The 23,937-nt window shown below is 72.7% G+C and carries 24 protein-coding genes; 10 read left to right on the forward strand and 14 right to left on the reverse strand.

Annotated features, from left to right (window positions below; genetic code table 11):
- Window positions 1-355 precede the first annotated feature (355 nt).
- On the forward strand, window positions 356-1,426 hold the full coding sequence (pstS, locus tag ACWEV0_RS06035) for a phosphate ABC transporter substrate-binding protein PstS (RefSeq protein ID WP_453146869.1): 1,071 nt from the start codon (window positions 356-358) through the stop codon (window positions 1,424-1,426).
- 79 nt (window positions 1,427-1,505) lie between these two features.
- Window positions 1,506-2,501: a hypothetical protein gene (locus ACWEV0_RS06040; RefSeq protein ID WP_453146870.1), complete on the forward strand. Its 996-nt coding sequence runs from the start codon at window positions 1,506-1,508 to the stop codon at window positions 2,499-2,501.
- 79 nt (window positions 2,502-2,580) lie between these two features.
- Here the strand turns inward: ACWEV0_RS06040 and ACWEV0_RS06045 are convergent, their stop codons facing one another.
- From ACWEV0_RS06045 to rpmG, 3 genes are read right to left on the reverse strand one after another with little or no spacing between them, the layout of a single operon-like run.
- Complete coding sequence (locus tag ACWEV0_RS06045; protein ID WP_453146871.1) at window positions 2,581-3,732, reverse strand: CobW family GTP-binding protein; 1,152 nt, start codon at window positions 3,730-3,732, stop codon at window positions 2,581-2,583.
- A complete protein-coding gene (locus ACWEV0_RS06050; protein ID WP_453146872.1) occupies window positions 3,732-3,860 on the reverse strand; it encodes a hypothetical protein in 129 nt (42 codons plus the stop codon). Before ACWEV0_RS06050 ends, ACWEV0_RS06045 begins: the two co-directional genes overlap by 1 nt.
- Before the next feature lie 37 nt (window positions 3,861-3,897).
- Window positions 3,898-4,062: a 50S ribosomal protein L33 gene (gene rpmG, locus ACWEV0_RS06055; RefSeq protein ID WP_362529086.1), complete on the reverse strand. Its 165-nt coding sequence runs from the start codon at window positions 4,060-4,062 to the stop codon at window positions 3,898-3,900.
- An 86-nt stretch (window positions 4,063-4,148) separates the two neighbouring features.
- Here rpmG and rpmB point away from each other — a divergent pair, with 86 nt between their 5' ends.
- Window positions 4,149-4,385 carry a 50S ribosomal protein L28 gene (gene rpmB, locus ACWEV0_RS06060; RefSeq protein WP_453146874.1) on the forward strand — a complete coding sequence of 79 codons (237 nt, stop codon included), beginning with the start codon at window positions 4,149-4,151 and terminating at the stop codon, window positions 4,383-4,385.
- Window positions 4,385-4,690, forward strand: a complete 306-nt coding sequence (gene rpsN, locus ACWEV0_RS06065; protein WP_453146876.1) for a 30S ribosomal protein S14 — start codon at window positions 4,385-4,387, stop codon at window positions 4,688-4,690. The genes rpmB and rpsN overlap by 1 nt, the downstream gene beginning before the upstream one ends.
- A gap of 95 nt (window positions 4,691-4,785) precedes the next feature.
- On the opposite strand, the gene ACWEV0_RS06070 is transcribed toward rpsN, so the two are convergent.
- The gene (locus ACWEV0_RS06070; protein WP_453146878.1) at window positions 4,786-6,816 is read right to left on the reverse strand and encodes a putative Ig domain-containing protein; all 2,031 of its coding nucleotides are present in this window, start codon (window positions 6,814-6,816) and stop codon (window positions 4,786-4,788) included.
- Window positions 6,817-7,091: 275 nt separating this feature from the next.
- Here ACWEV0_RS06070 and ACWEV0_RS06075 point away from each other — a divergent pair, with 275 nt between their 5' ends.
- Entirely contained in the window at window positions 7,092-7,910 is an 819-nt protein-coding gene (locus ACWEV0_RS06075; RefSeq protein WP_453146880.1) for a TrmB family transcriptional regulator, read from the forward strand.
- A 108-nt stretch (window positions 7,911-8,018) separates the two neighbouring features.
- Here ACWEV0_RS06075 and ACWEV0_RS06080 read toward each other — a convergent pair whose 3' ends face one another.
- Complete coding sequence (locus ACWEV0_RS06080; protein ID WP_453146882.1) at window positions 8,019-8,633, reverse strand: DNA polymerase ligase N-terminal domain-containing protein; 615 nt, start codon at window positions 8,631-8,633, stop codon at window positions 8,019-8,021.
- A 200-nt stretch (window positions 8,634-8,833) separates the two neighbouring features.
- Between ACWEV0_RS06080 and ACWEV0_RS06085 the strand changes: the two genes are divergently transcribed.
- Window positions 8,834-9,472 carry an endonuclease gene (locus ACWEV0_RS06085; RefSeq protein WP_453146884.1) on the forward strand — a complete coding sequence of 213 codons (639 nt, stop codon included), beginning with the start codon at window positions 8,834-8,836 and terminating at the stop codon, window positions 9,470-9,472.
- Between the two features lie 270 nt (window positions 9,473-9,742).
- On the opposite strand, the gene ACWEV0_RS06090 is transcribed toward ACWEV0_RS06085, so the two are convergent.
- The gene (locus ACWEV0_RS06090; RefSeq protein WP_453146885.1) at window positions 9,743-11,083 is read right to left on the reverse strand and encodes a cytochrome P450; all 1,341 of its coding nucleotides are present in this window, start codon (window positions 11,081-11,083) and stop codon (window positions 9,743-9,745) included.
- 86 nt (window positions 11,084-11,169) lie between these two features.
- Window positions 11,170-11,862 (reverse strand): HAD family hydrolase, encoded by a 693-nt coding sequence (locus ACWEV0_RS06095; protein ID WP_453146887.1) that lies wholly within the window; start codon window positions 11,860-11,862, stop codon window positions 11,170-11,172.
- Window positions 11,863-12,041: 179 nt separating this feature from the next.
- Between ACWEV0_RS06095 and ACWEV0_RS06100 the strand changes: the two genes are divergently transcribed.
- A complete protein-coding gene (locus ACWEV0_RS06100; protein WP_453146888.1) occupies window positions 12,042-12,368 on the forward strand; it encodes a plasmid stabilization protein in 327 nt (108 codons plus the stop codon).
- Window positions 12,369-12,371: 3 nt separating this feature from the next.
- On the opposite strand, the gene ACWEV0_RS06105 is transcribed toward ACWEV0_RS06100, so the two are convergent.
- Window positions 12,372-13,196 (reverse strand): class I SAM-dependent methyltransferase, encoded by an 825-nt coding sequence (locus ACWEV0_RS06105; RefSeq protein WP_453146889.1) that lies wholly within the window; start codon window positions 13,194-13,196, stop codon window positions 12,372-12,374.
- A gap of 258 nt (window positions 13,197-13,454) precedes the next feature.
- Here ACWEV0_RS06105 and ACWEV0_RS06110 point away from each other — a divergent pair, with 258 nt between their 5' ends.
- The gene (locus ACWEV0_RS06110) at window positions 13,455-14,486 is read left to right on the forward strand and encodes a hypothetical protein (RefSeq protein ID WP_453146890.1); all 1,032 of its coding nucleotides are present in this window, start codon (window positions 13,455-13,457) and stop codon (window positions 14,484-14,486) included.
- A 24-nt stretch (window positions 14,487-14,510) separates the two neighbouring features.
- Here ACWEV0_RS06110 and ACWEV0_RS06115 read toward each other — a convergent pair whose 3' ends face one another.
- The 5 genes from ACWEV0_RS06115 to ACWEV0_RS06135 all read right to left on the reverse strand — a co-directional run bounded on the left by ACWEV0_RS06115 (window position 14,511) and on the right by ACWEV0_RS06135 (window position 20,757).
- Window positions 14,511-15,725, reverse strand: coding sequence for an NAD(P)/FAD-dependent oxidoreductase (locus ACWEV0_RS06115; RefSeq protein WP_453146892.1), 1,215 nt, complete (start codon window positions 15,723-15,725; stop codon window positions 14,511-14,513).
- A 114-nt stretch (window positions 15,726-15,839) separates the two neighbouring features.
- Window positions 15,840-16,784, reverse strand: coding sequence for an RNA polymerase sigma-70 factor (locus tag ACWEV0_RS06120; RefSeq protein WP_453146894.1), 945 nt, complete (start codon window positions 16,782-16,784; stop codon window positions 15,840-15,842).
- A 56-nt stretch (window positions 16,785-16,840) separates the two neighbouring features.
- Window positions 16,841-18,028, reverse strand: a complete 1,188-nt coding sequence (locus ACWEV0_RS06125; protein ID WP_453146896.1) for a cytochrome P450 — start codon at window positions 18,026-18,028, stop codon at window positions 16,841-16,843.
- 313 nt (window positions 18,029-18,341) lie between these two features.
- Window positions 18,342-19,991, reverse strand: coding sequence for an ADP-ribosyltransferase domain-containing protein (locus ACWEV0_RS06130; protein WP_453146898.1), 1,650 nt, complete (start codon window positions 19,989-19,991; stop codon window positions 18,342-18,344).
- A gap of 88 nt (window positions 19,992-20,079) precedes the next feature.
- A complete protein-coding gene (locus ACWEV0_RS06135) occupies window positions 20,080-20,757 on the reverse strand; it encodes a macro domain-containing protein (protein WP_453146899.1) in 678 nt (225 codons plus the stop codon).
- A 144-nt stretch (window positions 20,758-20,901) separates the two neighbouring features.
- On the opposite strand from ACWEV0_RS06135, the gene ACWEV0_RS06140 reads away from it, so the two are divergent.
- Complete coding sequence (locus tag ACWEV0_RS06140; protein WP_453146900.1) at window positions 20,902-21,732, forward strand: glycoside hydrolase domain-containing protein; 831 nt, start codon at window positions 20,902-20,904, stop codon at window positions 21,730-21,732.
- Here the strand turns inward: ACWEV0_RS06140 and ACWEV0_RS06145 are convergent.
- The gene (locus tag ACWEV0_RS06145; RefSeq protein WP_453146902.1) at window positions 21,675-22,193 is read right to left on the reverse strand and encodes a hemerythrin domain-containing protein; all 519 of its coding nucleotides are present in this window, start codon (window positions 22,191-22,193) and stop codon (window positions 21,675-21,677) included. The two genes, ACWEV0_RS06140 and ACWEV0_RS06145, sit on opposite strands and share 58 nt — an antisense overlap.
- A 208-nt stretch (window positions 22,194-22,401) precedes the next feature.
- On the opposite strand from ACWEV0_RS06145, the gene ACWEV0_RS06150 reads away from it, so the two are divergent.
- Window positions 22,402-23,814, forward strand: coding sequence for an RtcB family protein (locus tag ACWEV0_RS06150; protein ID WP_453146904.1), 1,413 nt, complete (start codon window positions 22,402-22,404; stop codon window positions 23,812-23,814).
- Window positions 23,815-23,937: the final 123 nt, after the last annotated feature.

Here is a 23,937-nt window from a genome sequence, read left to right on the forward strand (position 1 = left end):
GTTCTTGCCCATGCTGACGGCGGAGCCGAGGACCCGGACCAGCGGGACGCATCGGTCCGTAGCGTGACACATCAGACGCATTCCGTAGCGGCTCGTTCGGCGGTCACGACCGATCGCCGCGACGGCGCACGCTGCCGGAATCGTGCCCGCCGCCAGGGCTGCGGGAGCCCTGCGCGGCCGAACAGGGTCCCCGCTCACCTGGAAGCCGGCCTGGTGACGCCTGCTGTTCACCTTCCCGCCACTCGACATCCGGAACATCGGTGATCGTCTATACGACATCCAGGTACACCCAAGGAGGATCACGGTGCGTTTCCGGCGTTCGGGACGGTCCGGCCGATGGAGAGGAGCCACCGCGGTGGCGCTGGGCGGCGCGCTGCTCGCCGGCTGCGCGGGCGGCTCCGACGGCGCGGACAGACCGCAGTCGACGGAGGCCGCGCCACACGTCGAGTGCGCCTCGTCCGGGCAGGTGCGCGGGTCGGGTTCGTCGGCCCAGCAGAACGCGATGGAGCGCTGGATCCGGCAGTACCAGCTCGCCTGCAAAAACGTTCAGGTCGCCTACAACCCGCTCGGATCGGGGGCGGGCGTCGCCCAGTTCCAGCGCGGCGCGACCACTTTCGGCGGCACGGACCAGGCACTGAGCCCGGAGGACGTCGATTCCACCAAGGACGTGTGCCCCGGGGGACGGGCCATCGATCTGCCCATGGCCGGCGGCCCCGTCGCCATCGGCTACAACGTGCCCGGCGTCGACGATCTCGTCCTGGACGCGCCGACCCTCGCCAAGATCTTCGACGCGCGGATCACCAGGTGGAACGACCCCGCGATCCAGCGCCTCAACCCCGGTACGACACTGCCGGACATCAACGTGATCCCGCTGCACCGCGCGGACGACTCCGGTACCACGCAGAACCTCAACGCCTACCTCAGGGGCGCGGCCCGGAAGCACTGGCCGTACCCGGCCGAGAAGAAGTGGCAGGCCCAGGGCGGTGAGTCGGCCAGTGGTTCGGACGCGGTCTCGCGTGCGGTGACCCAGACCGAGGGCACGATCGGCTACTTCGAGCTGTCCTTCGCCGTGGAACGGAAGATCGCGACGGTGCGCATCGCCACGGGTGCCGCCGAACCGGTCCCACCGACCCCCCGGAGCGCCTCGCTGGGCATCGCCCAGGCCGAGATCACCGGCGAGGACAAGGACCTCACGCTGAAACTCGACTACCGGACCAAGGCCGAGGGCGCGTACCCGATCGTGCTCGTGACGTACGAGATCGTCTGCGACACGGGCAATCAGCCGGACGGGCTGCCCGCGCTCAAGTCCTTCCTCACGTACACCGCGAGCGAGGAGGGCCAGGCCGAGCTGGACGCCTACCACTACGCACCGCTGCCCGCGTCCGTGGCGAGCGAGGTCCGCAAGGTCGTCAGCACTCTGTCCTGACCCGGCTCGTCCGGCGCGCGCCGGAGGGCTTCCGGCAATCCGTTCGCGTGGTGTCCGTCCGGCCGCGTACGGTCCGCGCATGAGCAGGACCACGCCGGCCAGACCCGTGCCCGTGGAAGCCGTCTTCCCGGACCTGGCCGCCCATCGGGGCCGGACCACGCGGCTGCACCCCAGGCCGGGGCGGCCCGGCATGCGTGACAGCCATGTCGGTGGGCCGATGCTGTGGCCGGACGACGAACCCTGGCCGGTCTGCCGGGAGCCGCACCCGCGCGAGTCCGAGGGGTACGCGCCGGACGACGTCCGCAGCGCCCGGGCTGCGGGCGAGTGGCCGTCGAGCAGGCCCTGGCCCGGTGCCGGCGCGCCCGGGGAGGACGGGCCCGTGCCGTTCGCGGGGCTTGCCCAGTTCTTCCGGCGGGACATCCCGGGTCTGGCCGCCGGGCCCGGCGGTGCGGATCTGGTGCAGCTCTTCCGCTGCCCGTTCGCGCACGGTCCGTACCGGGAGCGCCGGTACCACCTGCGGTGGCGACGGGTGGCGGAGACGGAGCGCGCGGAGGGTTTCCTCGCCACCCCGCCCGAAGTGCCGCTGCTGCGACGGGAGTACGACCTTCCCGAGCCGTGTGTCCTGCATCCCGAAGAGGTGGTCACCTATCCCTGGGCGGAGGACGACACGCTGCCCGCCCCGTTGATCGCCCGCATCGACGCCTGGGACGACGCCCAGGTGGCGGAACACGGCCCCGGCGCCCACAGCTACCAGGGCGACCTGTCGATTCCGCCCGGCTGGCGGGTCGGCGGCTTCCCCAGCTGGGCGTCGACGGGCCCGATGGTCGTCGACTGCGAGTCCTGCGCGACACCGGCGCGGCTGCTGTTGACCGCCGCCGGCGAGGAGATGGACGGCGGCTCGCACAGCTGGGTGCCGCTGGAGGACCGCGAGCCGTCACTGCGGGGGTTGGCGTCGGTCCGGGGTGGTCGGTCCGTCGCCCGGCCCACTCGGCTCCGCTTCGGCCGGGACCGGGACCTGCACGTGTTCATCTGTCCGGCGGACCCCGGGCATCCGCCCCGATGGGTGCTCTCCTAGCACGCGCTTCGGGCGGCGTCGAGAAGTGCCTGGGGGCGCGGAACGTTCCGCACCGGGCGCTGCCGTGGGGTCGTACGGGTCAGGCGGCGTCGAGCAGCGAGTCGAACGCGGCGGGCAGGTGCTTCCAGGCCGCGCGCCCCGCCCGGTACTCGGCGTCCGTCAGGAGGCAGGAGTCGAGGAGTCGTTCGAGCCCGTCGCGGTCGAGGCCGGGTGAGGTGAAGACGAGGTGCTGGCAGCGGTCGCCGTGCTCGGGGTGCCAGTCGAGCGCGGCCGCCGCGCGGCGCGTCGGCGGGACCAACTCCCAGGCGGCGTCGGGCAGCGACGCCAGCCATGGACCGGCGTTCTCCACGCTCAGCGCGCCGCCCGCCGCGTCCCAGGCCAGCAGGGTGTCCGGGCGGTCGGCGAGCCAGAACCGCCCACGGCTGCGGACGGCCGCACAACAGAGGTTTTCGAGCGCCTGGTAGAGGCGCTCGGGGTGGAACGGCCGGTGGCGGCGCCAGACGTAGGTGGTGACGCCGGCCTCGTCGGCGTCCTGGGGAAGCCGCGCGCAGGCGGGGTGCTGGGCGGCTGCCGCGGCCTCGGCGTCGAAGCCGGCGAACGCGGCTTCGACGAGTGCGCCGGAACCGGCCGGCACGCGCCGGGCGGTGGGATGGAGCTGCGCGAGGAGGGCGTGGTCCTCGTCGTCGGCAGCGGCGTTGTCGACGACGGCGAGGACGGGGGCGTACTCCAGCTGGCGCGCCCAGGTGTCGCCGACGGTCCGCTGGTCGGTGGGTGCGGCGGCGAGGCCGGCCTCGGCGAGATCGTCGCCGTTGGCCAGGCAGGGCAGGACGAGCGCGGGGTCCACGGCCGTGATCACGTTCGTCAGGACCAGGCGGTCACCGCCGTGTCGGACGATGACCTCCGCCATGGCCTTCGGTTCGACCGACTCCCACAGCTCGACCACGGCGAGCCGGGTCAGACCGCCGTCGGCCAGCCGCTCCAGTTCCGGGACCAGATCTTCGCGCAGCGCGCAGCACGCGCAGTCGTCGACCAGGGGCGTCTCGCCGGAGGAGAGGGTGCCGGAAACGTCGCGGACGAGGCGCAGCACCGTACCGCCGGGTGCTCCGGCGAGGTCGTGGTGCAGCGCCACGCTCCCCGGGACGGTGCGCAGGAGCCGCTCGACGACCTCCTTGCGCGCCTCGGCGTGCATTCCGGCGACGATCACGACGGGGAGGCGGTGTTCCTGGTTCATCAACGGGCTCCGTAGGGGCGCTGGAACTTCTCGACTCGGCCGGCCGAGTCGCGGGTGGGGAAAGCGGTGCCGGAGGCGGAGTCACGGAAGACGCCGGGCTCGTGGGCGGGGTGGATTCCGGGCTTCATGGCAGGACCTTTCGGTGGGCGGGCTCGGTCGAGGTGGTCAGCGCTCTTCGCGGAAGTCGACGTGGCGGCCGGCCACGGGGTCGTACTTGCGGAGCACGAGGCGGTCGGGGTCGTTGCGCCGGTTCTTGCGCGTCACATAGGTGAAGCCGGTGCCCGCCGTGGAGCGGAGCCTGATGACGGGGCGGATCTCGTTGCGTGCCATGACGGGCAGTATATGGGAATGGTTTTCATTTCCAATACCGTATCGTGAGCACCTCACCCAGTCAGCCAGGAAGGGCGGCAACAGTCATGTCCGCGCACTGCCAACTCACCGGCGCCAAGCCCGGATTCGGCAACACGGTCTCCCACTCCCACCGGCGCGCCTCGCGCCGCTTCGACCCGAACGTCCAGCGCAAGCGCTACTGGCTTCCGAGCGAGGGGCGTCACGTACGCCTGACGCTGAGCGCCAGGGCTATCAGGACGGTGGACGCGATCGGCGTCGAGGCGGCCGTGGCGCGGATCCGCGCGCGGGGAGGGAAGGTCTGATGGCGAGGCGGAGCAAGATCGCGAAGAACGAGAAGCGCGAGGAGACCGTCGAGCGGTACGCCGCCCGGCGGGCCGAGCTCAAGGAGATCATCCGTCGCCCGTCCGCCACACCGGCCGAACGGGACGCCGCCCTCGCCGAGTTGCGGCGCCAGCCGCGCGACGCCAGTGCCACCCGCGTACGCAACCGCGACGGCGTGGACGGCCGCCCGCGCGGCTACCTGCGCAAGTTCGGCCTCTCTCGCGTGCGGGTGCGACAGCAGGCACACGCCGGGTTCCTGCCGGGCGTGACCAAGTCGTCCTGGTAGACCTCGCGCTTCCGACCCGGGACGCCCGCCGGCAGCGGACGTGAGCAGGCGGGTCACCGCTGTCGCGCGGTGACCCGCCTTCGTTGTCGCCGCGGTCAGCCGATGGTGAGCGCCGTGTCGTCGATCACGAACGAGGTCTGGAGGCTGGGGTCCTCGGTGCCGGTGAACTTGACCGTGACGGCCTGTCCCGCGAAGGAGGACAGGTCGAAGGTCTTCTGTACGTAGCCGGTGTTCTTGTTGAGGTTGGAGTACGAGGCCAGGGTGGTCGAGTTGGCCTGGACGCCGAGCTTGTCGTAGGCGGTGCCGGTGGTCGTCTCGGCGGTGTCGATGTGCAGGTAGAAGGTGAGGGTGGCGTGGCAGCCCGCCGGGATCGTCACCGTCTGGGACAGCGAGTCGGTGTGGCTGGAGCCGTAGCCGTCGAGCCACGCCTTCCAGGACCCGGAGTGCGCCGGCTCACTGGTGCTGTTGTCGACCACTCCGGCGGTGGCGGTCCAGGGGGCGGTGCCGCTTTCGAAGCCCTGGTTGCCGAGCAGCTGGACCGGGGCGCAGCTGCCGCCGGTCGGGGTGACGGTCCAGGTGAACGAGGTGCTGCCGCTCGCGTTGGTGGTGTCCTTGGCGCTGGCCGTCACGTTGTAGGTGCCCGCGGTGGTGGGCGTGCCGCTGATCAGGCCGGTGGAGCTGTTGATGGACAGGCCGGGCGGGAGGCCGGTGGCGCTGTAGGTGAGGGTCTGCCCGCCCGCGGAGTCGGTGGCCTGGATCTGCAGGCTGGTGGCGGTGTTGACGGTGGTGGAGCGGTTGCCGGGGTTGGTCACGGTGACGGTGTTCCCGCCGGTGGTGCCGCCGGTGAAGGCGGCGGTGCCCTGCGGGGTGCCGAGTCCGGTCGGGCCGTCGTAGCCGGACTTGGCGGTGCACAGGTAGCTGCTGCCGCAGGAGCCGTTGGCGCCGCTGGTCACGTCGTTGAGCGAGGCGGTGTGGGCGTAGGGGTACGACGACGGGTACGAGCCCGTGGCCGGGGTGCCCGCGAGCGCGTACACGGCGGCGACGATCGGCGCCGAGGCGCTGGTGCCGCCGTAGACGTTCCAGCCGCTGGCCTGGTAGCTGTCGTAGACCGCGAGGCCGGTGGCCGGGTCGGCGACGGCGGAGACGTCGGCGACGGTGCGCTTGGCGCAGCCGGTGTCGGTCTGCCAGGAGGGCTTGGTGGTGTACGCCGAGCAGCCCGAGCCGGCGCCGTTGCCGCCCGAGCTGGTGCCCCAGACGCTCTCGGACCAGCCGCGCGGCGTACCGCCGGCGCGGCTGAGGGAGGTCCCGCCGACCGCGGTGACGTACTGGGAGGCCGCCGGGTACTCGACGCCGTAGCCGCTGTCGCCGGAGCTGACGGTGATGGCCACGCCGGGGTGGTTGAAGTACGAGGCGTCGGAGGCGGGGTCGGTGGAGTCCTCGCCGCCGCCGTAGCTGTTGGAGACGAACTTGGCGCCCATGGTCACGGCGCGGTTCACCGCGGCGCCCAGGTCCTCCATGGTCGGCTGGTTCGCCTCGACGAGGAGGATGTGGCACTGCGGGCAGACGGCGCTGACCATGTCCACGTCGAGGGAGATCTCGCCGGCCCAGCCGGAGTCGGCGGTCGGGTAGTTCGTACCGCCGTTCTGGTCGACCTTGCTGAAGCAGCCGTTGGCCGTGGTGCAGGGCGGCAGGCCGTACTGGGAGCGGTAGGCGGCGAGGTCGGACTCGGCCTTCGGGTCGTCGTAGGCGTCGATGATGGCGACCGTGGCCCCGGCGCCCGCGGCGGCCGGCAGCGCGTACGCGCTCTGCAGGTCCGCGGGTCCGTAGCCGGAGGGGACGAGGCCCGGCGCGAGGCTGATGTGCTGCTGGACGTCGGTGCGGGCGAGGGCGTGGCAGGCCATGGAGCCGGGCCCGGCGGGCTCGGAGCACAGCCGCCGGGTGTGCGCGGCCGCCGGGGCGGTGGCGCCCGTGGCGGCGGCGGGTCCGGCCGCGGCGGCGGACGGGGTCGCGAAGGCGAGCATGCCGCCGGATATCAGGGCCGCCGCGGAAAGTAACGCGGTCGCGCCGCGACGGCCGAGCCGTGCGGCTCTCTGGGACAGGGCGTTGCGCAAGGAACTGCCCTCCATGGGGGGTCGGCTGCCGGGTCGCCGGAAATCCGGGCATGGCAGGCGCTTGGAATGACAGGTACATGACATGTCTTGCACAGCCTGTCCGTCACGGCCTGCCTGACCGGAGAAGCGACACGGGGTTGCTGATGGCACGCGTTCGGCGGTGCGAGAGCTGTCACCACGCGCAGTGGTGGCCAACGTCGAAGGTAAGGAGAATCGCGCCGAGGGGACACCCGGCGAACGGCAAAGGCTTGGCCCTGGTTCGGTGTTGCCCGCGTATACCGTGTCTTTCCATGGAGTTGGACGACAGTGCGGTCAACGATCTGGTATCCCTGGGGCTTTCCCGCTACGAGGCGCTGGTCTACCTCACCCTGGTCCGGCGGGAGTCCTACACCGCCGCCGAGGCGGCGCGCGCCGCGCAGGTTCCCCGCCAGCGCGTCTACGACGTACTCGACGCCCTCGTACGACGGCAGCTCGCCGTACCGCGTCCCGGCAGGGTCACCTCATTCTCGGCGGTGGCCCCCGATCTGGCCCTGTCCCGGCTCATGGCGCACCAACGGCAGTCCCTGGAACGCCTGGACCAGGTTTCGGCCGCGCTCACCCAGGCCCTGTCCCCCGTCTGGGCCGCCGGCCGGACGCACACCGACCCACTCGACTACATCGAGGTCCTCCGCGACCCGCGGGCGATAGCCGCACGGTTCGCGAGCATCCAGGAACAGGCCACGCGAGAGCTCCTCAGCCTCTGCAAGCCGCCCTTCGTCGCTCCCCCGGCCAACAACGAGGGCATCGAGGCCGTCCGCAGACTGCGCCGGGCCGGCGGCACCGCCCGAGCCGTCTACACCCACGACGCCCTCGGCGACGCCGAAGTGCTCGGGAACGTACGGCGGTTCGCATCGGCGGGCGAGGAGTCCCGCTTCGCCCCGCAGCTCCCCCTCAAGCTCGTCGTCGCCGACGCCTCACTGGTCCTGTGCGACATGCCCGATCCGGTGGCCGACACCGACGCCACCACCGCTCTCTACATCGAGCACCCCGCACTGGCGAGCTGCCTGCGCATCGCCTTCCTCGCCGTCTGGGAGCAGGCCGAGGAGATGCCCGGCACGCGGGGCGATTGACACTCCGGCGCGGTTCCGGGACGGCGCGGCCGCAGCGGCGGGATCAGGTGCCGGTGCGGAGCACGAGAGCGCTCGCCCCGCCCCCTGGGACGCCGGCACACTGGCGCCTCACGCCTCCCCCTCCCCTTCCTCCGCGGCGACCTGCTTGAGCGTGCGTCCGGTCCGTGCCGAGCGGGCCCGCCGTGGGTCGGGCGTGCCGCCGTGTGCGGTGTGGCCGCGCCTGACCAGCAGCCACGCCTCCCGCTCCCCGCCCGAGCCCGCACGGAACCGGGTGAGCGCCCAGTCGCCGCGCAGCTTGTGGCCGGCCAGCCGGAAGGAGGCGTGGCCGGAGTCGAGCGCCTGGGCGAACGGGACCTCGTGGCCGCGTCTGTCGGTGCTGCGGTTCTCGTAGCTGCCCTCGTCCCAGATGATCACCGTGCCGGCGCCGTACTCGCCGTGGGCGATCGTCCCCTCGAAGTCGCGGTACTCCAGGGGGTGGTCCTCGGTGGGCATCGCCAGGCGCTTGTCGTGCGGGTCGCCGGACGGGCCCTTGGGGATCGACCAGGACTTGAGCACGCCGTCGACCTCCAGGCGGAAGTCGAAGTGCATGGTACTGGCGTCATGGATCTGGACCACGAAGCCGGGCTCGGCGCCGGCCCCGGCGCCGTCCCCGCCGCTGGGCTCGCGGGTCTTGCGAAAGTCCCGTTTCCGCCGGTACTCGGTCAGGGTCTCCGGTCCGGACATCGTCGTTCCTCCTCTTCAGCACCCACGTCTACCCCGCGGTTCCGTCCCGACACGTTCGGTGCGGCCGCTCCGGTGTGACGGCGACGCCGCCGGGCAGCCGCTACGGCAGAGGCATACGACGCGTAGGACGCGTACGAGGCGTACCAGGCGTACGAGGCGTACGAGGCGTACGAGGCGTACGAAGGCGAGGTGCCCAGGCGATGACACGCGACACGATCACCTCCAGGCTGCTGTCCGAGTACGGCCGGACGTACGCGGAGGAGGCCGGCATCACGCTGCACGACAAGCCCGCGCCGCTGTACCAGCTCCTGGTGCTCACGGTGCTGTGCTCGATCCGGATCAGCGCCGAGACGGCGACCAAGGCCGCGCGGGAGCTGTTCCGGGCCGGCCTGCGAACTCCCAGGGCGATGGCCGGCTCCGACTGGCAGGACCGGGTGGACGCCCTGGGCAGGGCCCACTACGTGCGGTACGACGAGAGCACCGCCACGGCTCTCGGCGACGGGGCGCAGCTGGTGCTCGAACGCTGGCACGGCGACCTCCGCGAGATGCGGGAGGAGGCCGGCGGCGACCCGGGCACGCTGCGTGAGCTGCTCCAGGAGGTCCCCCGGATCGGCCCGGTCGGCGCGGACATCTTCTGCCGGGAGGTCCAGGCGGTCTGGCCGCGGCTGCGCCCGTACTTCGACGACCGGGCGTGCGCGGTGGCGGAGGACCTCGGCCTCCCGCACACCCCCCGCGGGCTCGGGCAGCGCGTGGCTCCGAAGGACCAGGCAAGGCTGGCCGCCGCACTGGTCCGGGTCGGCCTGTCGAAGGACGCGGCGAAGAAGCTGCAGGCCGCGTGAGGGAGCACGTCCGGCGCCGGCTGCCGTGGCCGGCGACGCCGCGCCGTGGAGCCCTCGGCCTACGTCGAGCGCGTTCCGCAGACCGAGCCTGTAGCGCCGCAGTGGCGCAGCCGGGCGTGGCGCCTGAGCCCCTCCGGCTCCGGAGGCCGGAAGAGCGGCTGCACCGTGCAGCGGGCGGCGGCACGTGCGGCTCTCGTTCGTACGCGGCGCGATCCCGCCCCTGCGGTGAGGCGGCGTCGAGCGTCCCCGCGCTCGCTGATTCCCGGCCTGTCACCGGTGCAGCACGCGCAGTCGCAGCCGGTGCGGCCGCAGGACCGTGGTCAGGCGGGCGGGGCGGTCGTCCGCCGGCCCGGGCACGGACACCGGGTGCCAGCGGACCAGCACGGTGGCGAGTGCGATCACCGCCTCGGCGCGGGCGTAGTCGGCGCCGAGGCACTGGCGCGGCCCGTTGGCGAAGCCGGCGAAGCCCCAGCGCGGCAGCGCGGCGGCCCGCTCGGGCAGCCAGCGGTCCGGGTCGAACCGGCCGGGGTCGGCGAAGATCCGCGGGTTGTGGTGGGCGACGTAGGGGCTGAGCAGCACCTGGCTGCCGCGCGGCAGGGTGCGTCCGCCCAGCTCGACCTCGCGGGTACACATGCGCAGGAGCACCCAGCCGGGCGGATGGAGCCGCAGCGCCTCGGTCAGCACGCGGGCGGTGCGGGGCAGCAGCGGCAGGTCGGCCCACCGGGCGGCGCGGCCGTCCGTCAGCACCGCGTCGAGCTCCGCCTGCACGGCGGACAGGACCTGCGGATGCCTCGTCAGCAGGCGCAGCGTCCAGCAGATCTGGGAGGCGGTGGTCTCCGAGCCGGCCAGCAGCAGGGTGACCACCTGGTCGTGCACCTCGGCGTCGGAGAGCGCCGTGCCGTCCTCGTCCCGGGCGGCGAGGAGACCGGCCAGCAGGTCCGCCCCGCCGGGGTCCCGGGCCCGGCGGTCGCGCACCAGCTCGGCGACCGTCCGGCGCAGGGTGCGCACCGCCGAACGGTAGCCGGGGCCCGCCGGCAGCAGCATCACGCGCCGCAGGGCGCCGGCGAACGCCGTCTCGAAGGCCTCCTGGAGGCGGTCGGCCAGCGCGTCGGGCGCGTCGGTGCCCAACAGGCTGCGCGCCACCACCCGCAGTGTGAACCGGTAGCAGGCCGGGAAGACCCCGACCACCTCGCCGTGCCGCCAGGAGCCGGCCAGCTGCTCCGCCTCGCGGGTCATCACGGCGGCGTACCCGGCCAGCCGGTCGGGCCGGAACTCGGGCTGCAGCATCCGCCGCTGGCGCCGGTGGTCGGCGTGCGCGCAGGTGGCGAGACCGTTGCCGAGGACGCGCCGGAACCGCTGGTAGATCGGGCCGCCCTTGTCGAAGGTCCGGTCGTCCGCGTAGACCTGCCGCAGCAGTTCCGGATGGCAGGGCACCACCAGCCGGTTCGGTCCCAGCCGGACCTCCACCAGGTCACCGAACCCGGACAGCCGCCCGAGGAACGCCGCCGGATCCCGCACCAGAGCGGGCAGGTGCCCGAGCAGCGGCACCGCCCCGGGCACGCCGGCCCGCACGTACATCGTGGTCGCGGCATCCCGCCCGGACGAGGACACGGCCTCAGCATAGGGGCGGCGGCGGACGACCCGGCCGATCGCCACGGAGGGGCCGGTACCCGGTGCGGGCGCCGGGCGGGAAGGGATCAGCCGGGGGGCCGGGACAGCGGGCTCGCGTCGATCTGCCGGAGCAGCGTGAGGGCGTCCTCGCACACGAGGACGGCGCCGGCGTCCTCCAGCTCACCGCGCGGGACGCCGCCCGTCAGCAGCCCGATGCAGGGCACGCCGGCCCGCCGCGCGGCCTCGACGTCCCACACCGTGTCCCCGATGAACACGGCGTCCGACGGCTTCGCGTCCACGGCTTCCAGAGCGGCCTCCACGAGGTCCGGGGCGGGCTTCGTGACCTCCGCGTCGCTGCCCGTGGTGGCGGTCTCGATGACGTCGTCGGCATCGAGCCGCTTGCGGGCGGCGGCCACCTCCTCCGCCGCCGCGGAGCTCGCGAGCACGATCCGCCAGCCGCGGGCCGCCGTCGCCCGGAGCAGTGCCGCCGCGCCCTCGAACGGGCGAAGGGTCTCCCACCACCCGGCGTACAGCGCGCCGTGCGCGTCGGCGATGGCCTCGTCCTCCTCGCGTCGACGATTCGGGCCGAGCACCTCGTCGATCAGGCGGTCGGCGCCCATGCCGACGGCACGGTGGATCCGGACCATCGGAACGTCGTGGCCATGCTGGCGCAGCGCCTGCCACCACGTGAGGACGTGCAGGTAGTTGGTGTCGACGAGGGTGCCGTCGAGGTCGAACAGGGCGACGCCCTCGGGTGCTCTCGCGTCGTGCGGGGTCATTGCGCCTCCCGTGGATCCGCATCGCGCACTCGTCGGGCCACTGCCCGGCATCGCCCGCGGCATGCGCCGCGTTCGCGCGGCGGACCCGTTCCGTTCCGCTCCGTGAGCGCGGCGCATGAACGCTCCCGGCCGGGGCAGCGGCCGATGGGAGGGCTCGCGTACGACGAGAGGAGCGGGTCATGCCCCGTGGATCGAGTGCCAAGCGAGAGCGGCAGTACGAACACATCAAGGAGAGCGCCCTGGACCGCGGCGAGAGCAAGAAGCGCGCGAAGGAGATCGCCGCCCGCACCGTGAACAAGGAACGCGCCCGGTCCGGCGAATCCGAGAAGGCGAGCAAGAGCTCGACCCAGGACACGTCGTCCTCGCGCCGCGGCGGGCAGCGGTCGCACAGCGGGTCGGAGGGACCGACCTACGACCAGCTGTACGCGGAGGCCAAGCGGCGCAACGTCCACGGCCGCTCGAACATGAACAAGGCCGAGCTCAAGCGCTCCCTGGGTGGCAGTTGAGGCTCAGGGGCGGATCGCGGTGATCACGCAGTAGTCGAGGAGGCCCTGTTCCCAGGCGTGCAGGAAGTTCCTCGGCCAGGTGCCCGGCTTCCACTGGGCGGACAGCCAGTGGTCCCAGCCGGGCCAGACCGAGGACCCGATGGACTCGCAGCGCACCCCGGTCATCCCCGACCGGCCCAGGGCGTCGGTCAGTTCGGCGGGCGGACGGGCGATGTCCAGCCCCTCCGCGAAGGTGTCGAGCAGTTCGGCCAGCCGGGGGGCGGCCGCGGGATCCGAGGCGAAGAAGCTCGTCACGGCGGCCCGGCCGCCGGGGCGCAGCACCCGGGCGGTCTCGGCGGCGAACAGGGCCAGGTCGTCGAAGTGCTGGGCGGCCTCCACGCTGTAGACGCAGTCGAACTCACCGTCGTCGAACGGCATCCGCTCGGCGGCCCCGCGGACCAGCCGCAGCCGCTCGGGCCCCGCCCCGTCCAGCAGGGCCGCGTTGGCCCGGCGGGCCCGGTCCAGCTGCTCCGGGTGGATGTCCATGCCGGTGACCTGGGCCGGGTCGTACTCCGCGAGGGCCAGGGCGCAACCGACGCCGAGGCCGCAGCCGACCTCCAGGAGCCGGCCGCCGTCGAGCGGTCTCGCGGTGTCGAGTACGCGCCGGTAGAGGTCCTGCTGACTGCGGACCCTGTCGTCCACGGTGGGCGTGCCGTCGAGGTCCTCGGGCCGCCAGTACCCGAAGTTGATGAAGCCCCCCGCGAAGACGGGGGCCGAGCTGAGGTCGGCGGGGCCGTACGTCTCCCGTACGGTGGCCCGCATGTCGCCGGGCGGGTCGGCTTGGGTCATGGATGCACCTCCGGCACCCAGTGTGGCCGTGTGGTGACGGCCTGTCGACGGCGCGCCTCGGCGCGCCGGACGGGCACCGGTACGAAATCGGGACGTTGTCGTCACGTCTCGGGGCTGGACCTCGTGGCCGAAAAGTAGCTAAGTATGAGCTGCCTCGCCGTCACGGACCGCCTCCGCGGCGGCGATATCCGTTCCGACTGCCCGTCATGTGACCACAGGGGGATTCACGCCATGAGCGATGGTAGAGGGGGGCCTGACGTGCCCCGTCCGGAGAACTACACGCCCCACGAGATCAGCCCGGACACCGGCGGCGGCTTCACCGACCCGACGCCGGCCCAGGACGGCATCATCGTCCAGGGAGGTCGCACGGCCCACGGCTCCGACGACTCGGCGCAAGCGATCGGCCCCAAGCAGGACGACCCTCGGGCGATCGGGCCGAAGCAGGACGACCCCCGCGCCATCGGACCCAAGCAAGACGACCCCCGCGCCATCGGACCCAAGCAAGACGACCCCCGGGCGATCGGGCCGAAGCAGGACGACCCCCGGGCGCTGGGGCACGGCATCATCGTGCAGGGCGGGCGCACCGAACACCCGGACAAGAAGGCGCGTCAGAAGCGCGCCAAGAAGAAGATGAAGACCATGATGCTGGTCATCGGTGGCGTCATGGTGGTCGCCGTGGGTGGGGCCGTCGCGGGCCGGCAGTTGGGGCAGGATCCGGCCACCACGCTGCCGCATGCGGCGACGCCTGCCGCTTCCGCCTCGGCCGGCGCGTCCGGCACCGCCGCCCCGTCGGCCTCCTCCGACAGCACCAGCCAGGCGCCCGCGGCCGGCGAAAGCGCTCCGGCGACGGAGACGGCCTCGCCCACGCCCGTCGCCTCCGACCCGCCCGCCCGCACCGGCACCGGCACCGGCACCGGCACCGGCAGCGGAAGCAGCGCCTCGCCGGTGCGTCCGACGCGGTCGGCGCAGCCGACGCAGTCGAGCACGGCCGCTCCGGTCGCCGCGCCGGAGCTGTCGCTGAGTCCGACCAGCGTCCAGGAGTACTGCGCGAACGGCGAGTGGCCGAACACCCTGGTGATCCGCAACAGCGGGGGCGGCACCCTGAACTGGACGGTCGGCCAGCTGCCGCCCGGCGTCACGGCCAGTGTGGGCGCCGGGGCCCTCGGCGCCGATGCCACCGAGGTGCTCAGGCTGGGCGGCCGGACCGAGCAGCAGCCCGCGGACGGCCGGTTCACGGTCTCCTTCTCCAGCAACGGCGGCAGCGGACAGGTCACCGTCGCCTGCGCCTGAGCCGTGACGAGCCGTGGCCCGCGGTCAGGCCACCGCCTCCGTTCGCGCCCGGCCCTGGGTCTCCTGGCGTACGACGACACGGCGCCGCCGAGTGGGCATGCCCGCGGTCGGGTTGGCGACGCCCCAGGCCGCGCTCTTGCAGATCAGTTCCTTGTAGAGGGCGGCCGTGCGGCCCGTCAGGGCGCGGTCGACGGCGCGGTCGTCGGCGGTGACGAACTGGATCAGGGCCTCCTTGCGGCCCAGCGAGACGCACTGCTGGAAGTAACGGATCGCGACGCGCGGGACCTTGGTGCCGGCGAGGCGGGCGGCGATGGCGTCGGCGGCCTGCCAGGCCATGGGGACGCCCGAGGCACAGGACATGCGCAGGGGCTTGCCGCCCGGGCCGGTCGCCATCGCCGCGTCGCCCACGGCGTACACGTCCGGGTGGGAGACGGAGCGCATGGTGGCGTCGACGACGATCCGGCCGCCGTCGAGGTCGAGGGTGGTCGCCTGTGCGATCGGGTGGACGGCGAAGCCGGTGGTCCAGACCGTGACCTCGGCGGGGACGGTGCGGCCGTCGGCCGTCGTCACGGCGTCGGGCGACACGGCGGTGACCTCGGTGTCCTCGTGGACCGTGATGCCGAGCCGGGCCACGGCCTTCCGCAGGTGGGCCCGGCCCTTGTCCGAGAGCCAGTCGCCGAGGACGCCGTGGGCGACCAGGGCGACGTCGAGGTCCGGGCGGGCCTCGGCGATCTCGGTGGCGGCCTCCACGCCGGTCAGCCCACCGCCGACCACGACGACGGGCCGGCCGGCGTCCAGGGCGGCCAGGCGGTCGCGGAGCCGGAGGGCGCCGGGGCGGCTGGAGAGCTCGTGGGCGTGTTCGGCGGTGCCGGGGACGCCGCCGTCGTGCCAGCCGCTGCCGAGGGCGTAGACCAGGGTGTCGTACGCGAGTTCCTCCCGCCCGTCGACGCCGGCGCCGGTCTCGACGCCGGCGACCGTGACGGTCTTGCGGTCCGCGTCGACGGCGGTGGCCTTCGCGAGCTTCAGCTCCACGCCCGTGCCCGCGAACATCTCGTCGAACGGCCGGGGCCTGAGGTCCTGGCCGGTCGCGAGCTGGTGCAGCCGGACACGCTCGACGAAGTCGGGCTCGGGGTTGACCAGGGTGATGGAGACGTCCTCGCGGTGCAGCCGCTTGGCGAGACGGCCGGCGGTGACGGCTCCGGCGTAGCCGGCGCCGAGGACGACGATGCGGTGCTGCATGTCCGTGCTCCTGTCAGGGGCGGGGTGCGCCGTGGTCCGGCGCGTTGTCGCCCCTTGAACAGGGCAGCCCCGCGTTTCCTGACAGGATCCGGATGTGACCTGAGTCACACGGCTTCAGAGGGTGTGGAGCGGGCCCTCCGCGTGGTCCGTGGCGGCCCACTGTGCGGTCGCACGGACGAGCTTGTCGGGGTTGAACTGGTTGCGGACCGCGACGATTCCCTCCGCCGCGACCTCCAGGCAGGTGATCGCGACGACCCGGCCGTCCACGACCGCCACGACGGCGGGGTCGCCGTTGGCGGTCGTGGCGTAGATGTCGGGCGCCCCGCCGACGTAGGCCCGCTTGGCCGGGGCGGGCTTGAACAGGCCGCGCAGGAACGTGGCGACCGCGATCGCACCCTCGAACGCCTTCGCGCGGGCCGGGACCTTCCCGCCGCCGTCGCCGACCGAGACGGCGTCCTGGGTGAGCAGGCGTACGAGGGGTTCGGTACGGCCGCTGGTCGCGGCGGCCAGGAACTCCTCGACGATGCGGCGGGCGGCGGCCTCGTCGATCTCGGTTCGCGCCCTGCCGTCCGCGACGTGCTTCCTGGCCCGGTGGAGGATCTGCTGGCTGGCGGCCTCGGTGACGTCGAGGATCTCGGCGATCTCCCGGTGCGAGTAGCCGAACGCCTCGCGCAGCACGTACACCGCGCGCTCGCCCGGCGACAGGCGCTCCAGCAGGACGAGGACGGCGTACGACACCGACTCGCGCTGCTCGGCGGTGTCGGCCGGGCCGAGCATGGGGTCTCCGGCGAGCAGCGGCTCGGGCAGCCACTGCCCCACGTAGGTCTCGCGCCGGGCGCGGGCCGAAGTCAGCTGGTTGAGGCAGAGGTTGGTGAGGACCTTCGTCAGCCACGCCTCGGGCACCTCGATGCGCTCGGCATCGGCCGCCTGCCAGCGCAGGAACGTCTCCTGTACGGCGTCCTCCGCATCGCTCACCGAGCCCAGCATCCGGTAGGCGATGGCCTCCAGCCGGGGCCTGGCGGCCTCGAACCGCTGCACGTCATTCCCGATCATGGCCATGACCGCATCCTAGGCGCCCCGGCTCCGGCGCCGGCGGACCTCGCCTGCCTGCGGGGTCACACGTCCCAGGTCACCGGCAGGCTCTTCACCCCATAGATGTCCGCGGTCTCCGGGCGCAGCACGACCTCTTCCGCCGGTACGGCCAGGCGCAGCGTGGGGAAGCGGTCGAGCAGTGCGGCGAACGCCACGCGCATCTCGATGCGGGCGAGCTGCTGCCCCAGGCACAGATGGACGCCGTGGCCGAAGGCCAGGTGGCCGGCGGGCTTGCGCCGGAGGTCGAGGACGTCGGGGTCGGCGAAGCGGTCGGGGTCGCGGTTGGCGGTGTTGTACGAGAGGACGACCGTCGTGCCGGCCGTGATGGTCCGGCCGCCGATTTCGACGTCCTCGAGGGCCGTCCGCATGAACGTCTTGGCGACGCTCAGATAGCGGAGCAGCTCCTCCACGGCCTGGTCCATGAGCGCGGGGTCGGCGCGCAGCGCGGCCAGTTGCTCCGGGTGCTGGAGCAGGGCGAAGGTGCCGAGCGACAGCATGTTCGCGGTGGTGTCGAAGCCGGCCGCCAGCAGGATCAGGCTGATCCCCTTCAGCTCCTCGTCGGTGAGGTCGCTGTCGGTGAGTTCGCTGAGGACGTCGTCGGTGGGGTTCGCGCGCTTGGCGGCGACCAGTTGCGCGAGGTACTCCTGGGTCGCGGTGTAGGCCGCGATCAGGTCCTCGTCGCTGGTCTCCCCGCCCATGAACGTGTCGATCTGCTCCTGGAAGGAGGCGCGGTCCTCGTACGGCACGCCCAGCAGCTCGCAGATGATGATGGTCGGGATGGGCTTGGCGAAGGCGGTCACCAGGTCCGCCGTCGGCCCGTTCGCCTCCATCGCGTCGAGGCAGTCGGTGGTGATCTGCTCGATGCGCTCGGTGAGCAGGCGCATCCGCCGTGCGGTGAACCTGCTCACGAGCGGCTTCCGGTAGCGGCTGTGCTGCGGGTCGTCCATGAGCAGGAACTCGCCGGGCGGCGCCGGGGGGACCTCGAAGTCGACGACGTTCAGGAGGTCCTTGCGCGAGCTGAAGCGCGGGTCGGCCAGGACCGACCTGACCAGGTCGTATCCGGTGATCAGCCAGCCGGGCTTGCCGCCGACGTGGGTGAAGGGGCTGACGGGGCCGCGCCGGTGGGCCTCGGTCAGCTCGGCCGGCGGGTCGAAGGGGCAGCCGGGCTGACGCGTCGTCGGGGTCGTGACGGTGTGCGGGGATTCACTCATGGCTCTTCCTCAGCTCTTCAACTCGCGACATGACGTGTTTACTTCACGTCGAACGCTACGTTGCGTTCAGCAACCCGTCAATCAACTCAAGGCTGTTCTCCCATGTAGATAGCGGTAAATTGATGCAATGACAGTGGAGCCAAACGCAACATCTCGTTGCAATGAATGAAGGCGAAGGCAATACCGCCCGCGCTGACTCAGCCCGACACCTCTCTCCCCCCGAAGACCGCGAGGGAGCCGGTCACCCGCCTCGCCGCCGCGTGGGCGGCGAGGCGGCAGCGGGTCGCCGGCCGGCCGGACGGATCGCGGGCGGTCAGGAGACGAGCGGGGCGTCCACCTCGGTCAGCTTCACCGTGCACAGGCCGCCGCGCTCCGTCGTCACGTCCGTCACCTCCAGCTGGGTGCCGGGGGCGAGGATGTACTCCTCCTCTCCGGTGAACGCGGAGAAGCTGCGGATGCCCACCGCGCGTGCCGGGGTCACCTCGAACAGGGTCCGCTTGCCGCGGCTGCCGAGGAAGGAGCGGGCGACGCCCAGCTCGGAGGTGCAGGAGGAGACGCCCCACCAGGTGACCGTCCGTCCGACGGGGTACTGCCGGCGCAGGTCGAGGCCGACGCCGCGCCACAGCGGCCGCTGCTGGGCGGGGAGTCCGGAGACGGCGTCGAACAGCAGCCGCAGATACGGCAGGTAGGGCACCACGCGGCTGCGGTCGGCGGAGCGCAGCACGGCGTTGATGTTGCGGTAGAAGCCGGACTCGCAGGTGTAGAGGAAGAGCGCGGCGATGGCGTCGGCCGACAGTGCGCCGCCCGGCTGCTCGTCCGCGCGCCGCTTGCCGAACTCGCGCGAGCGGTCGATGTGCCGGCCGAGTCCGGCGAGCACCTGGGCGACCGGGGCGACGGCTTCCTCGAAGGGCATGAGGGGGGTGTCGAACACGCCGGTGACCGGCGGCAGTTCGTGTCCCTCGTCCCGGACGCTGGTGAGCCGCTCCAGATACAGCTGGTGCAGCTCCATCGTCGAGGCGATGAAGGCGCCCATGCGCGCGGCGACGTCGGCGTCCGCGCCTGCGGCACCCGCGCCGGCGCCGGCACCGCCGCCGGCCGCGGGCTGGTTCCAGCCCCTGCTCGGGAGCCAGTCGATCTCGTCGGCGCCGAGCGACAGCAGCGCCTGGTTCACCGTGCCCAGGTGGTCGCCCTCGCAGAAGAGGTCGCCCTGCGCCGCCGGGTTGGCGTGGTCGATGTGCCGGACCTCCACGCCGGGGTACTTCTTCTCAAGACGTCGGACGATCGTCTTCAGGCCGCGGGCGTGCGCGCCCCACCAGGCGAAGACGACACCGCGGTCCGCCTCGTCCTCGGCGTCCTGCTTGGCCCGGAGGATCTCCTCGACGATCCGCTCGGCGACCGGGCGCCAGAACGCGGTGTGCTGGTCGGTCCCCATCGCACCGTCGGCGCTGGCGGTCAGGGAGGCGTTGAGGAGCAGCACGCCCTGGGTGAGCATCGCCTGGAACCACTCCGGCGGCTGGACCGTGTCCCGCTCCTTGAGCAGGGCGCGGACCTCGCCGACCGGGGTCTTCTTGGCTATGCCGTACTTCCACATCGCCGCCGCCTTGATCAGGCAGCGGATGCTGACCACCCGGCCGAACTGGCTGTCCTTCCAGTCGCTGAAGGTGTTGTCGAACATGGCGATGCCGGTGGCGCTCTCCGGCCGCGGATAGGGGTTCTGGCCGAAGGCGACGACCTTCCACTTGTGCGGCGGGTTGGGCTTGAGTGCCTGGAAGGTCAGCTCCCGCACGGGCACGACCTGGGGGCTGCGGCCGGGGCCGATGAACTCGGCGGCGTCCGGCCTGGCTTCGAGGACGGGCTTGAGGAGCGGCAGCCAGGGCTCACCGCCACCGGTGAACAGTTCGGCGAGGGCCAGCGGGTCGTGCGCGTCGGGCTGCTGCGGAGGCGTGGCGGTGGCGTCGCTCATCGAGGAGGGGCTCCCGGTCGTCGTAGCTGAGGGGTGAGGCGAGGGGTGGGGCGAGGCGCCGGTCGGCGCGGCCGCGGACTGGCCGGGATCAGCGGCGAAAGGAATGCCCTTTCGGCGGCATGATCCGGACCCGCTGCTCGGGCGGCGCCTGGTCGACGCCGGCGAGCTGGGTGGTGATGGTGGCGCGCAGCTCGTCGTCGTCCTCGAACCAGTGGTCGTGGAAGAGCGTGTAGCCGGTCCACATCAGGTTGGCGCAGACGCGGGCCGGCACCCGGCCGGTACGGGCGCCCATCCCGACGAGTGCCACCGAGCGGATGCTGCCCGGCGCCCGCCGGTTCTGCCGGTGCACGGCCTGGAAGGCCGCCGCGCAGGCCAGGGCCACGTTCAGCGTCTCGCTCACGTTCTGCGAGGAGGCCACCATCGTCGGCGTCGAGATGAGGAAGCGCGGGACGGTCGCTCCCGACGGCACGCACACCGCGCTGCCCACCGGCATGCTCCCGGCGAACCGGTCCCGGATCGCCCGCTGCACCCGCAGCTGGATGCCCGCCCCCAGATGCCGCTTGATGACGGCGTCCACCCCGCCGTCCATCCGCCCCGCCGCGTTCGTCGGCGAGACCCACGCGTCCACGTCCTCGTCGAGGATGGAACCGCGCCGGATCTCGATGCCCGGAGTGTCGGCGAACGCCGCCCGCCACGCCTCCACCACGCCCGCGCTGACGTCCGTCAGAACCACCCTCAGCGTGCTGTCCACACAGCCCTCGGCCATCACATTCCCCCTTGTCAGGAACCACTTCTCCAACACCTCCGACGCTATCGGGCAGCACTGACAACGGCCCGGTCCCAGCGCCCCGGACGGCGTCCGTTAAAGTGCGGTCTGCTCCGAGGGACGGAGCATGTGAATGGGGTGGACATGGCCGGCCATCGGTTGTCGAAGAAGCGTCGCTACATCGCCGCGGCGACCGGAGGTGCCGTCGCCGTCGTGGGCGCCGTGGCCCTGGCGCAGACCTCGATGGCGGCCACGACGTGGCCCGCGCAGAGGACGTTCACCGGCCGGGCCTTCGACACGTGCGCCGCGCCTTCCCTGGCGGCGATGAAGGCGTGGAAGAGCAACGGCTTCTACGGCGGCGCCGCGGTCTACGTCGGCGGGAAGAACCGGGGCTGCTCCCAGCCGAACCTCACCGCGTCCTGGGTGAAGTCGGTCAACGCGATGGGCTGGAAGCTCATCCCCCTCTACGTCGGCGCCCAGCCGCCCTGCCAGACCAGCGCCAACCCCGAGAAGCTCACGGCCTCGACGGCGGCGTCGCTCGGCGCGACGGACGCCAACGACGCGGTGGCGAAGGCGTCGGCGCTCGGCATGAAGCCCGGCAGCCCGATCTTCCTGGACATGGAGCCGTACGACATAACCAACAAGGCGTGCAACGACGCCGTGCTGACGTACGTGCGCTCCTTCACCAAGACGCTGCGCGCCAAGACGTACCGCGGCGGCTTCTACGGCTTCACCAGCTCCAGCGCGAAGGCCGTCGCCACCGCGACCGACCGCACCGACCTGCCGGGCAACCTCTGGTACGCGCTGTGGGACAAGCAGAACACCACCACGGCCGACTGGCCGTGGGGCGCCACCCAGTACACCGACCACAGCCGCGGCCACCAGTACCTGGTCAACAGCAAGGAGACGCGCGGCGGTTACACGATCACGGTCGACCAGGACGCGTGGGACGGGCCGGTCGCGATCGTCGGCTGAACCGCGTCGAGGGCCGCGCCGATCGCGCGCTCCTCGTAGCGGAAGTGGGATTCCATGATGGCCGCCAGTCCGTCGAGCTCGCGGCCGATCGCCCCCAGGTCCGGGGCGGGCGAGGCGGCCGCAGTGCCGGCCAGCTCCGTCACACGGGTCAGGATCGAGGAGATCAGGTCGTGGTCCTCGACGAGCTTGGCGATCGTCGGGGCGAGGTCGGGGCGCTCGCGCAGGAGCTGCGGGAAGATGCCGTCGTCCTCGCCGCGGTGGTGCGAGGTCAGTGCGGCGCAGAAGGCCAGGCAGTGGTCGAGGAGGGTGCGGTCGGCCGGACCGGGCCGGCCGAGCCGTGCCCTGGTCTCGCCGATCCGGCGGCGGAGGTCTTCGTGTGCCTGGTGGAGCTGCCTGCTGAGGGCGGCGACGCGGTCGTCACCGCGGGGAGAACGGGGAGTTTCGGGAGAACGGGGAGCCACGAGTGGGCGGTCCCTTCGGTTCCGCACCTCCATGCCTGACGCTGTCCGTCACCGGCACGCGATGCTGGGGCTCATCCGACCACGTGTGACGGCGCAAGGCAAGGGGAGGTCCCGCCCGCCCCCGGCCGGTGCGTCCCGGACGTGGGAGAGTGGGAGAAGGAAGAGCTTGGGCAGCTGACGGACGAATCCCCCTGGTGGGGAGGTCGCCATGGACCTGATCGAGGAACGTCCCTTCCGCTACCGCATCGATCCGCACGAGGGCATGCGGGTGCCCGGGGTGGTGTTCGCCTCCCGGGAGCTGCTCGCGGACGCCGAACGGTCGCTTGACCAGGTGGTGCGGGTGGCCACGCTGCCGGGGATCGTGACCGCCTCGTACGCGATGCCGGACATCCACTGGGGGTACGGCTTCCCGATCGGCGGGGTCGCCGCCACCGATGTGGCGGAGGGCGGGGTGGTGTCGCCGGGCGGAGTCGGCTTCGACATCTCGTGCGGGGTGCGGCTGCTCGCCGCCGACTGCGACGAGGCGGCGCTCCGGCCCGTACTTCCCGATGTGATGGACGGCCTGGACCGGGCGATCCCGCGCGGCGCCGGGCCCGGCGGGGTGTGGCGGCTGGACGGGGACCGGGAGCTGGAGCGGCTGCTGCGGGGCGGGTCGCGGTTCGCCGTGGAGCGGGGGCACGGGGAGGAGCGGGACCTGCTGCGCTGCGAGGACGGCGGGGCGGTCGCCGACGCGGATGTCACGCAGGTCGGGGAGCGGGCACGGCAGCGCGGACTCGGGCAGGTCGGGAGCCTCGGCTCCGCGAACCACTTCCTGGAGGTGCAGCGGGTCGAGACGGTGTACGACGAGCCGGCGGCGGCCGCCTTCGGGATCCGCGCGGGCCAGGTGTGCGTGATGATCCACTGCGGGTCGCGCGGGCTCGGGCACCAGATCTGCACGGATCACGTCAAGCTGATGGACCGGGCGATGGCGCGGTACGGGATCACGGTGCCGGACCGGCAGCTGGCCTGCACGCCGGTGGAGTCGCCGGAGGGGCGGGCGTACCTCGGCGCCATGGCGGCGGCCGCCAACTACGGCCGGGCGAACCGTCAGTTGCTGTCCGACGCGACGCGTGGCGTGTTCCGGCGGGCGGCCGGTGTGCGGCTCTCGCTGGTGTACGACGTGTCCCACAACCTGGCGAAGATCGAACCCCACACGGTGGACGGCGCCCGGCGGCAGCTGTGCGTGCACCGCAAGGGCGCAACCCGCGCCTTCCCGCCCGGGCATCCCGAACTGCCCGGGGACATCCGGGAGTTCGGGCAGCCCGTGCTGATCCCCGGAACGCTCGGCACGGCCTCGTACGTCCTGGCCGGAGTGGCGGACGGGGGCGCGTTCCACTCCACCTGCCACGGCGCCGGCCGCACCATGAGCCGGCATCAGGCCGCGCGCACGATCACCGGCGCCGAACTGCGGGCGCGGCTGCGCCGGGCCGGGATCGCCGCCCGTCCGAAGTCCTGGCGGGGCCTGACGGAGGAGACCCCGGAGGCGTACAAGGACGTGGACGCGGTGGTGGCGGCGAGCGAGGGCGCGGGGCTCTGCCGCAGGGTGGCGCGGATGGTGCCGCTCGGGGTGGTCAAGGGGTGACGCACCGCGCACCCGGCCAAGGCTCCGTCCGGCCGGGGCTCAACCGTCCAGGGCTCCGTCCGGCCAGGGCTCCGTCCGGCCAGGGCTCAACCGTCCAGGGCTCCGTCCGGCCAGGGCTCACGG

The organism is Streptomyces sp. NPDC003943 (assembly GCF_053605265.1).

Coding starts and splice junctions, on each gene's coding strand:
- ACWEV0_RS06070 (WP_453146878.1), bottom strand. CDS start 6,816: ATGGAGGGCAGTTCCTTGCGCAACGCCCTGTCCCAGAGAGCCGCACGG.
- rpmB (WP_453146874.1), top strand. CDS start 4,149: ATGTCCGCGCACTGCCAACTCACCGGCGCCAAGCCCGGATTCGGCAAC.
- ACWEV0_RS06120 (WP_453146894.1), bottom strand. CDS start 16,784: ATGGCCATGATCGGGAATGACGTGCAGCGGTTCGAGGCCGCCAGGCCC.
- ACWEV0_RS06075 (WP_453146880.1), top strand. CDS start 7,092: ATGGAGTTGGACGACAGTGCGGTCAACGATCTGGTATCCCTGGGGCTT.
- ACWEV0_RS06115 (WP_453146892.1), bottom strand. CDS start 15,725: ATGCAGCACCGCATCGTCGTCCTCGGCGCCGGCTACGCCGGAGCCGTC.
- ACWEV0_RS06085 (WP_453146884.1), top strand. CDS start 8,834: ATGACACGCGACACGATCACCTCCAGGCTGCTGTCCGAGTACGGCCGG.
- ACWEV0_RS06040 (WP_453146870.1), top strand. CDS start 1,506: ATGAGCAGGACCACGCCGGCCAGACCCGTGCCCGTGGAAGCCGTCTTC.
- ACWEV0_RS06150 (WP_453146904.1), top strand. CDS start 22,402: ATGGACCTGATCGAGGAACGTCCCTTCCGCTACCGCATCGATCCGCAC.
- ACWEV0_RS06130 (WP_453146898.1), bottom strand. CDS start 19,991: ATGAGCGACGCCACCGCCACGCCTCCGCAGCAGCCCGACGCGCACGAC.
- ACWEV0_RS06140 (WP_453146900.1), top strand. CDS start 20,902: ATGGCCGGCCATCGGTTGTCGAAGAAGCGTCGCTACATCGCCGCGGCG.
- ACWEV0_RS06135 (WP_453146899.1), bottom strand. CDS start 20,757: ATGGCCGAGGGCTGTGTGGACAGCACGCTGAGGGTGGTTCTGACGGAC.
- ACWEV0_RS06125 (WP_453146896.1), bottom strand. CDS start 18,028: ATGAGTGAATCCCCGCACACCGTCACGACCCCGACGACGCGTCAGCCC.
- ACWEV0_RS06050 (WP_453146872.1), bottom strand. CDS start 3,860: ATGAAGCCCGGAATCCACCCCGCCCACGAGCCCGGCGTCTTCCGTGAC.
- ACWEV0_RS06045 (WP_453146871.1), bottom strand. CDS start 3,732: ATGAACCAGGAACACCGCCTCCCCGTCGTGATCGTCGCCGGAATGCAC.
- rpsN (WP_453146876.1), top strand. CDS start 4,385: ATGGCGAGGCGGAGCAAGATCGCGAAGAACGAGAAGCGCGAGGAGACC.
- ACWEV0_RS06080 (WP_453146882.1), bottom strand. CDS start 8,633: ATGTCCGGACCGGAGACCCTGACCGAGTACCGGCGGAAACGGGACTTT.
- ACWEV0_RS06095 (WP_453146887.1), bottom strand. CDS start 11,862: ATGACCCCGCACGACGCGAGAGCACCCGAGGGCGTCGCCCTGTTCGAC.
- rpmG (WP_362529086.1), bottom strand. CDS start 4,062: ATGGCACGCAACGAGATCCGCCCCGTCATCAGGCTCCGCTCCACGGCG.
- ACWEV0_RS06100 (WP_453146888.1), top strand. CDS start 12,042: ATGCCCCGTGGATCGAGTGCCAAGCGAGAGCGGCAGTACGAACACATC.
- ACWEV0_RS06105 (WP_453146889.1), bottom strand. CDS start 13,196: ATGACCCAAGCCGACCCGCCCGGCGACATGCGGGCCACCGTACGGGAG.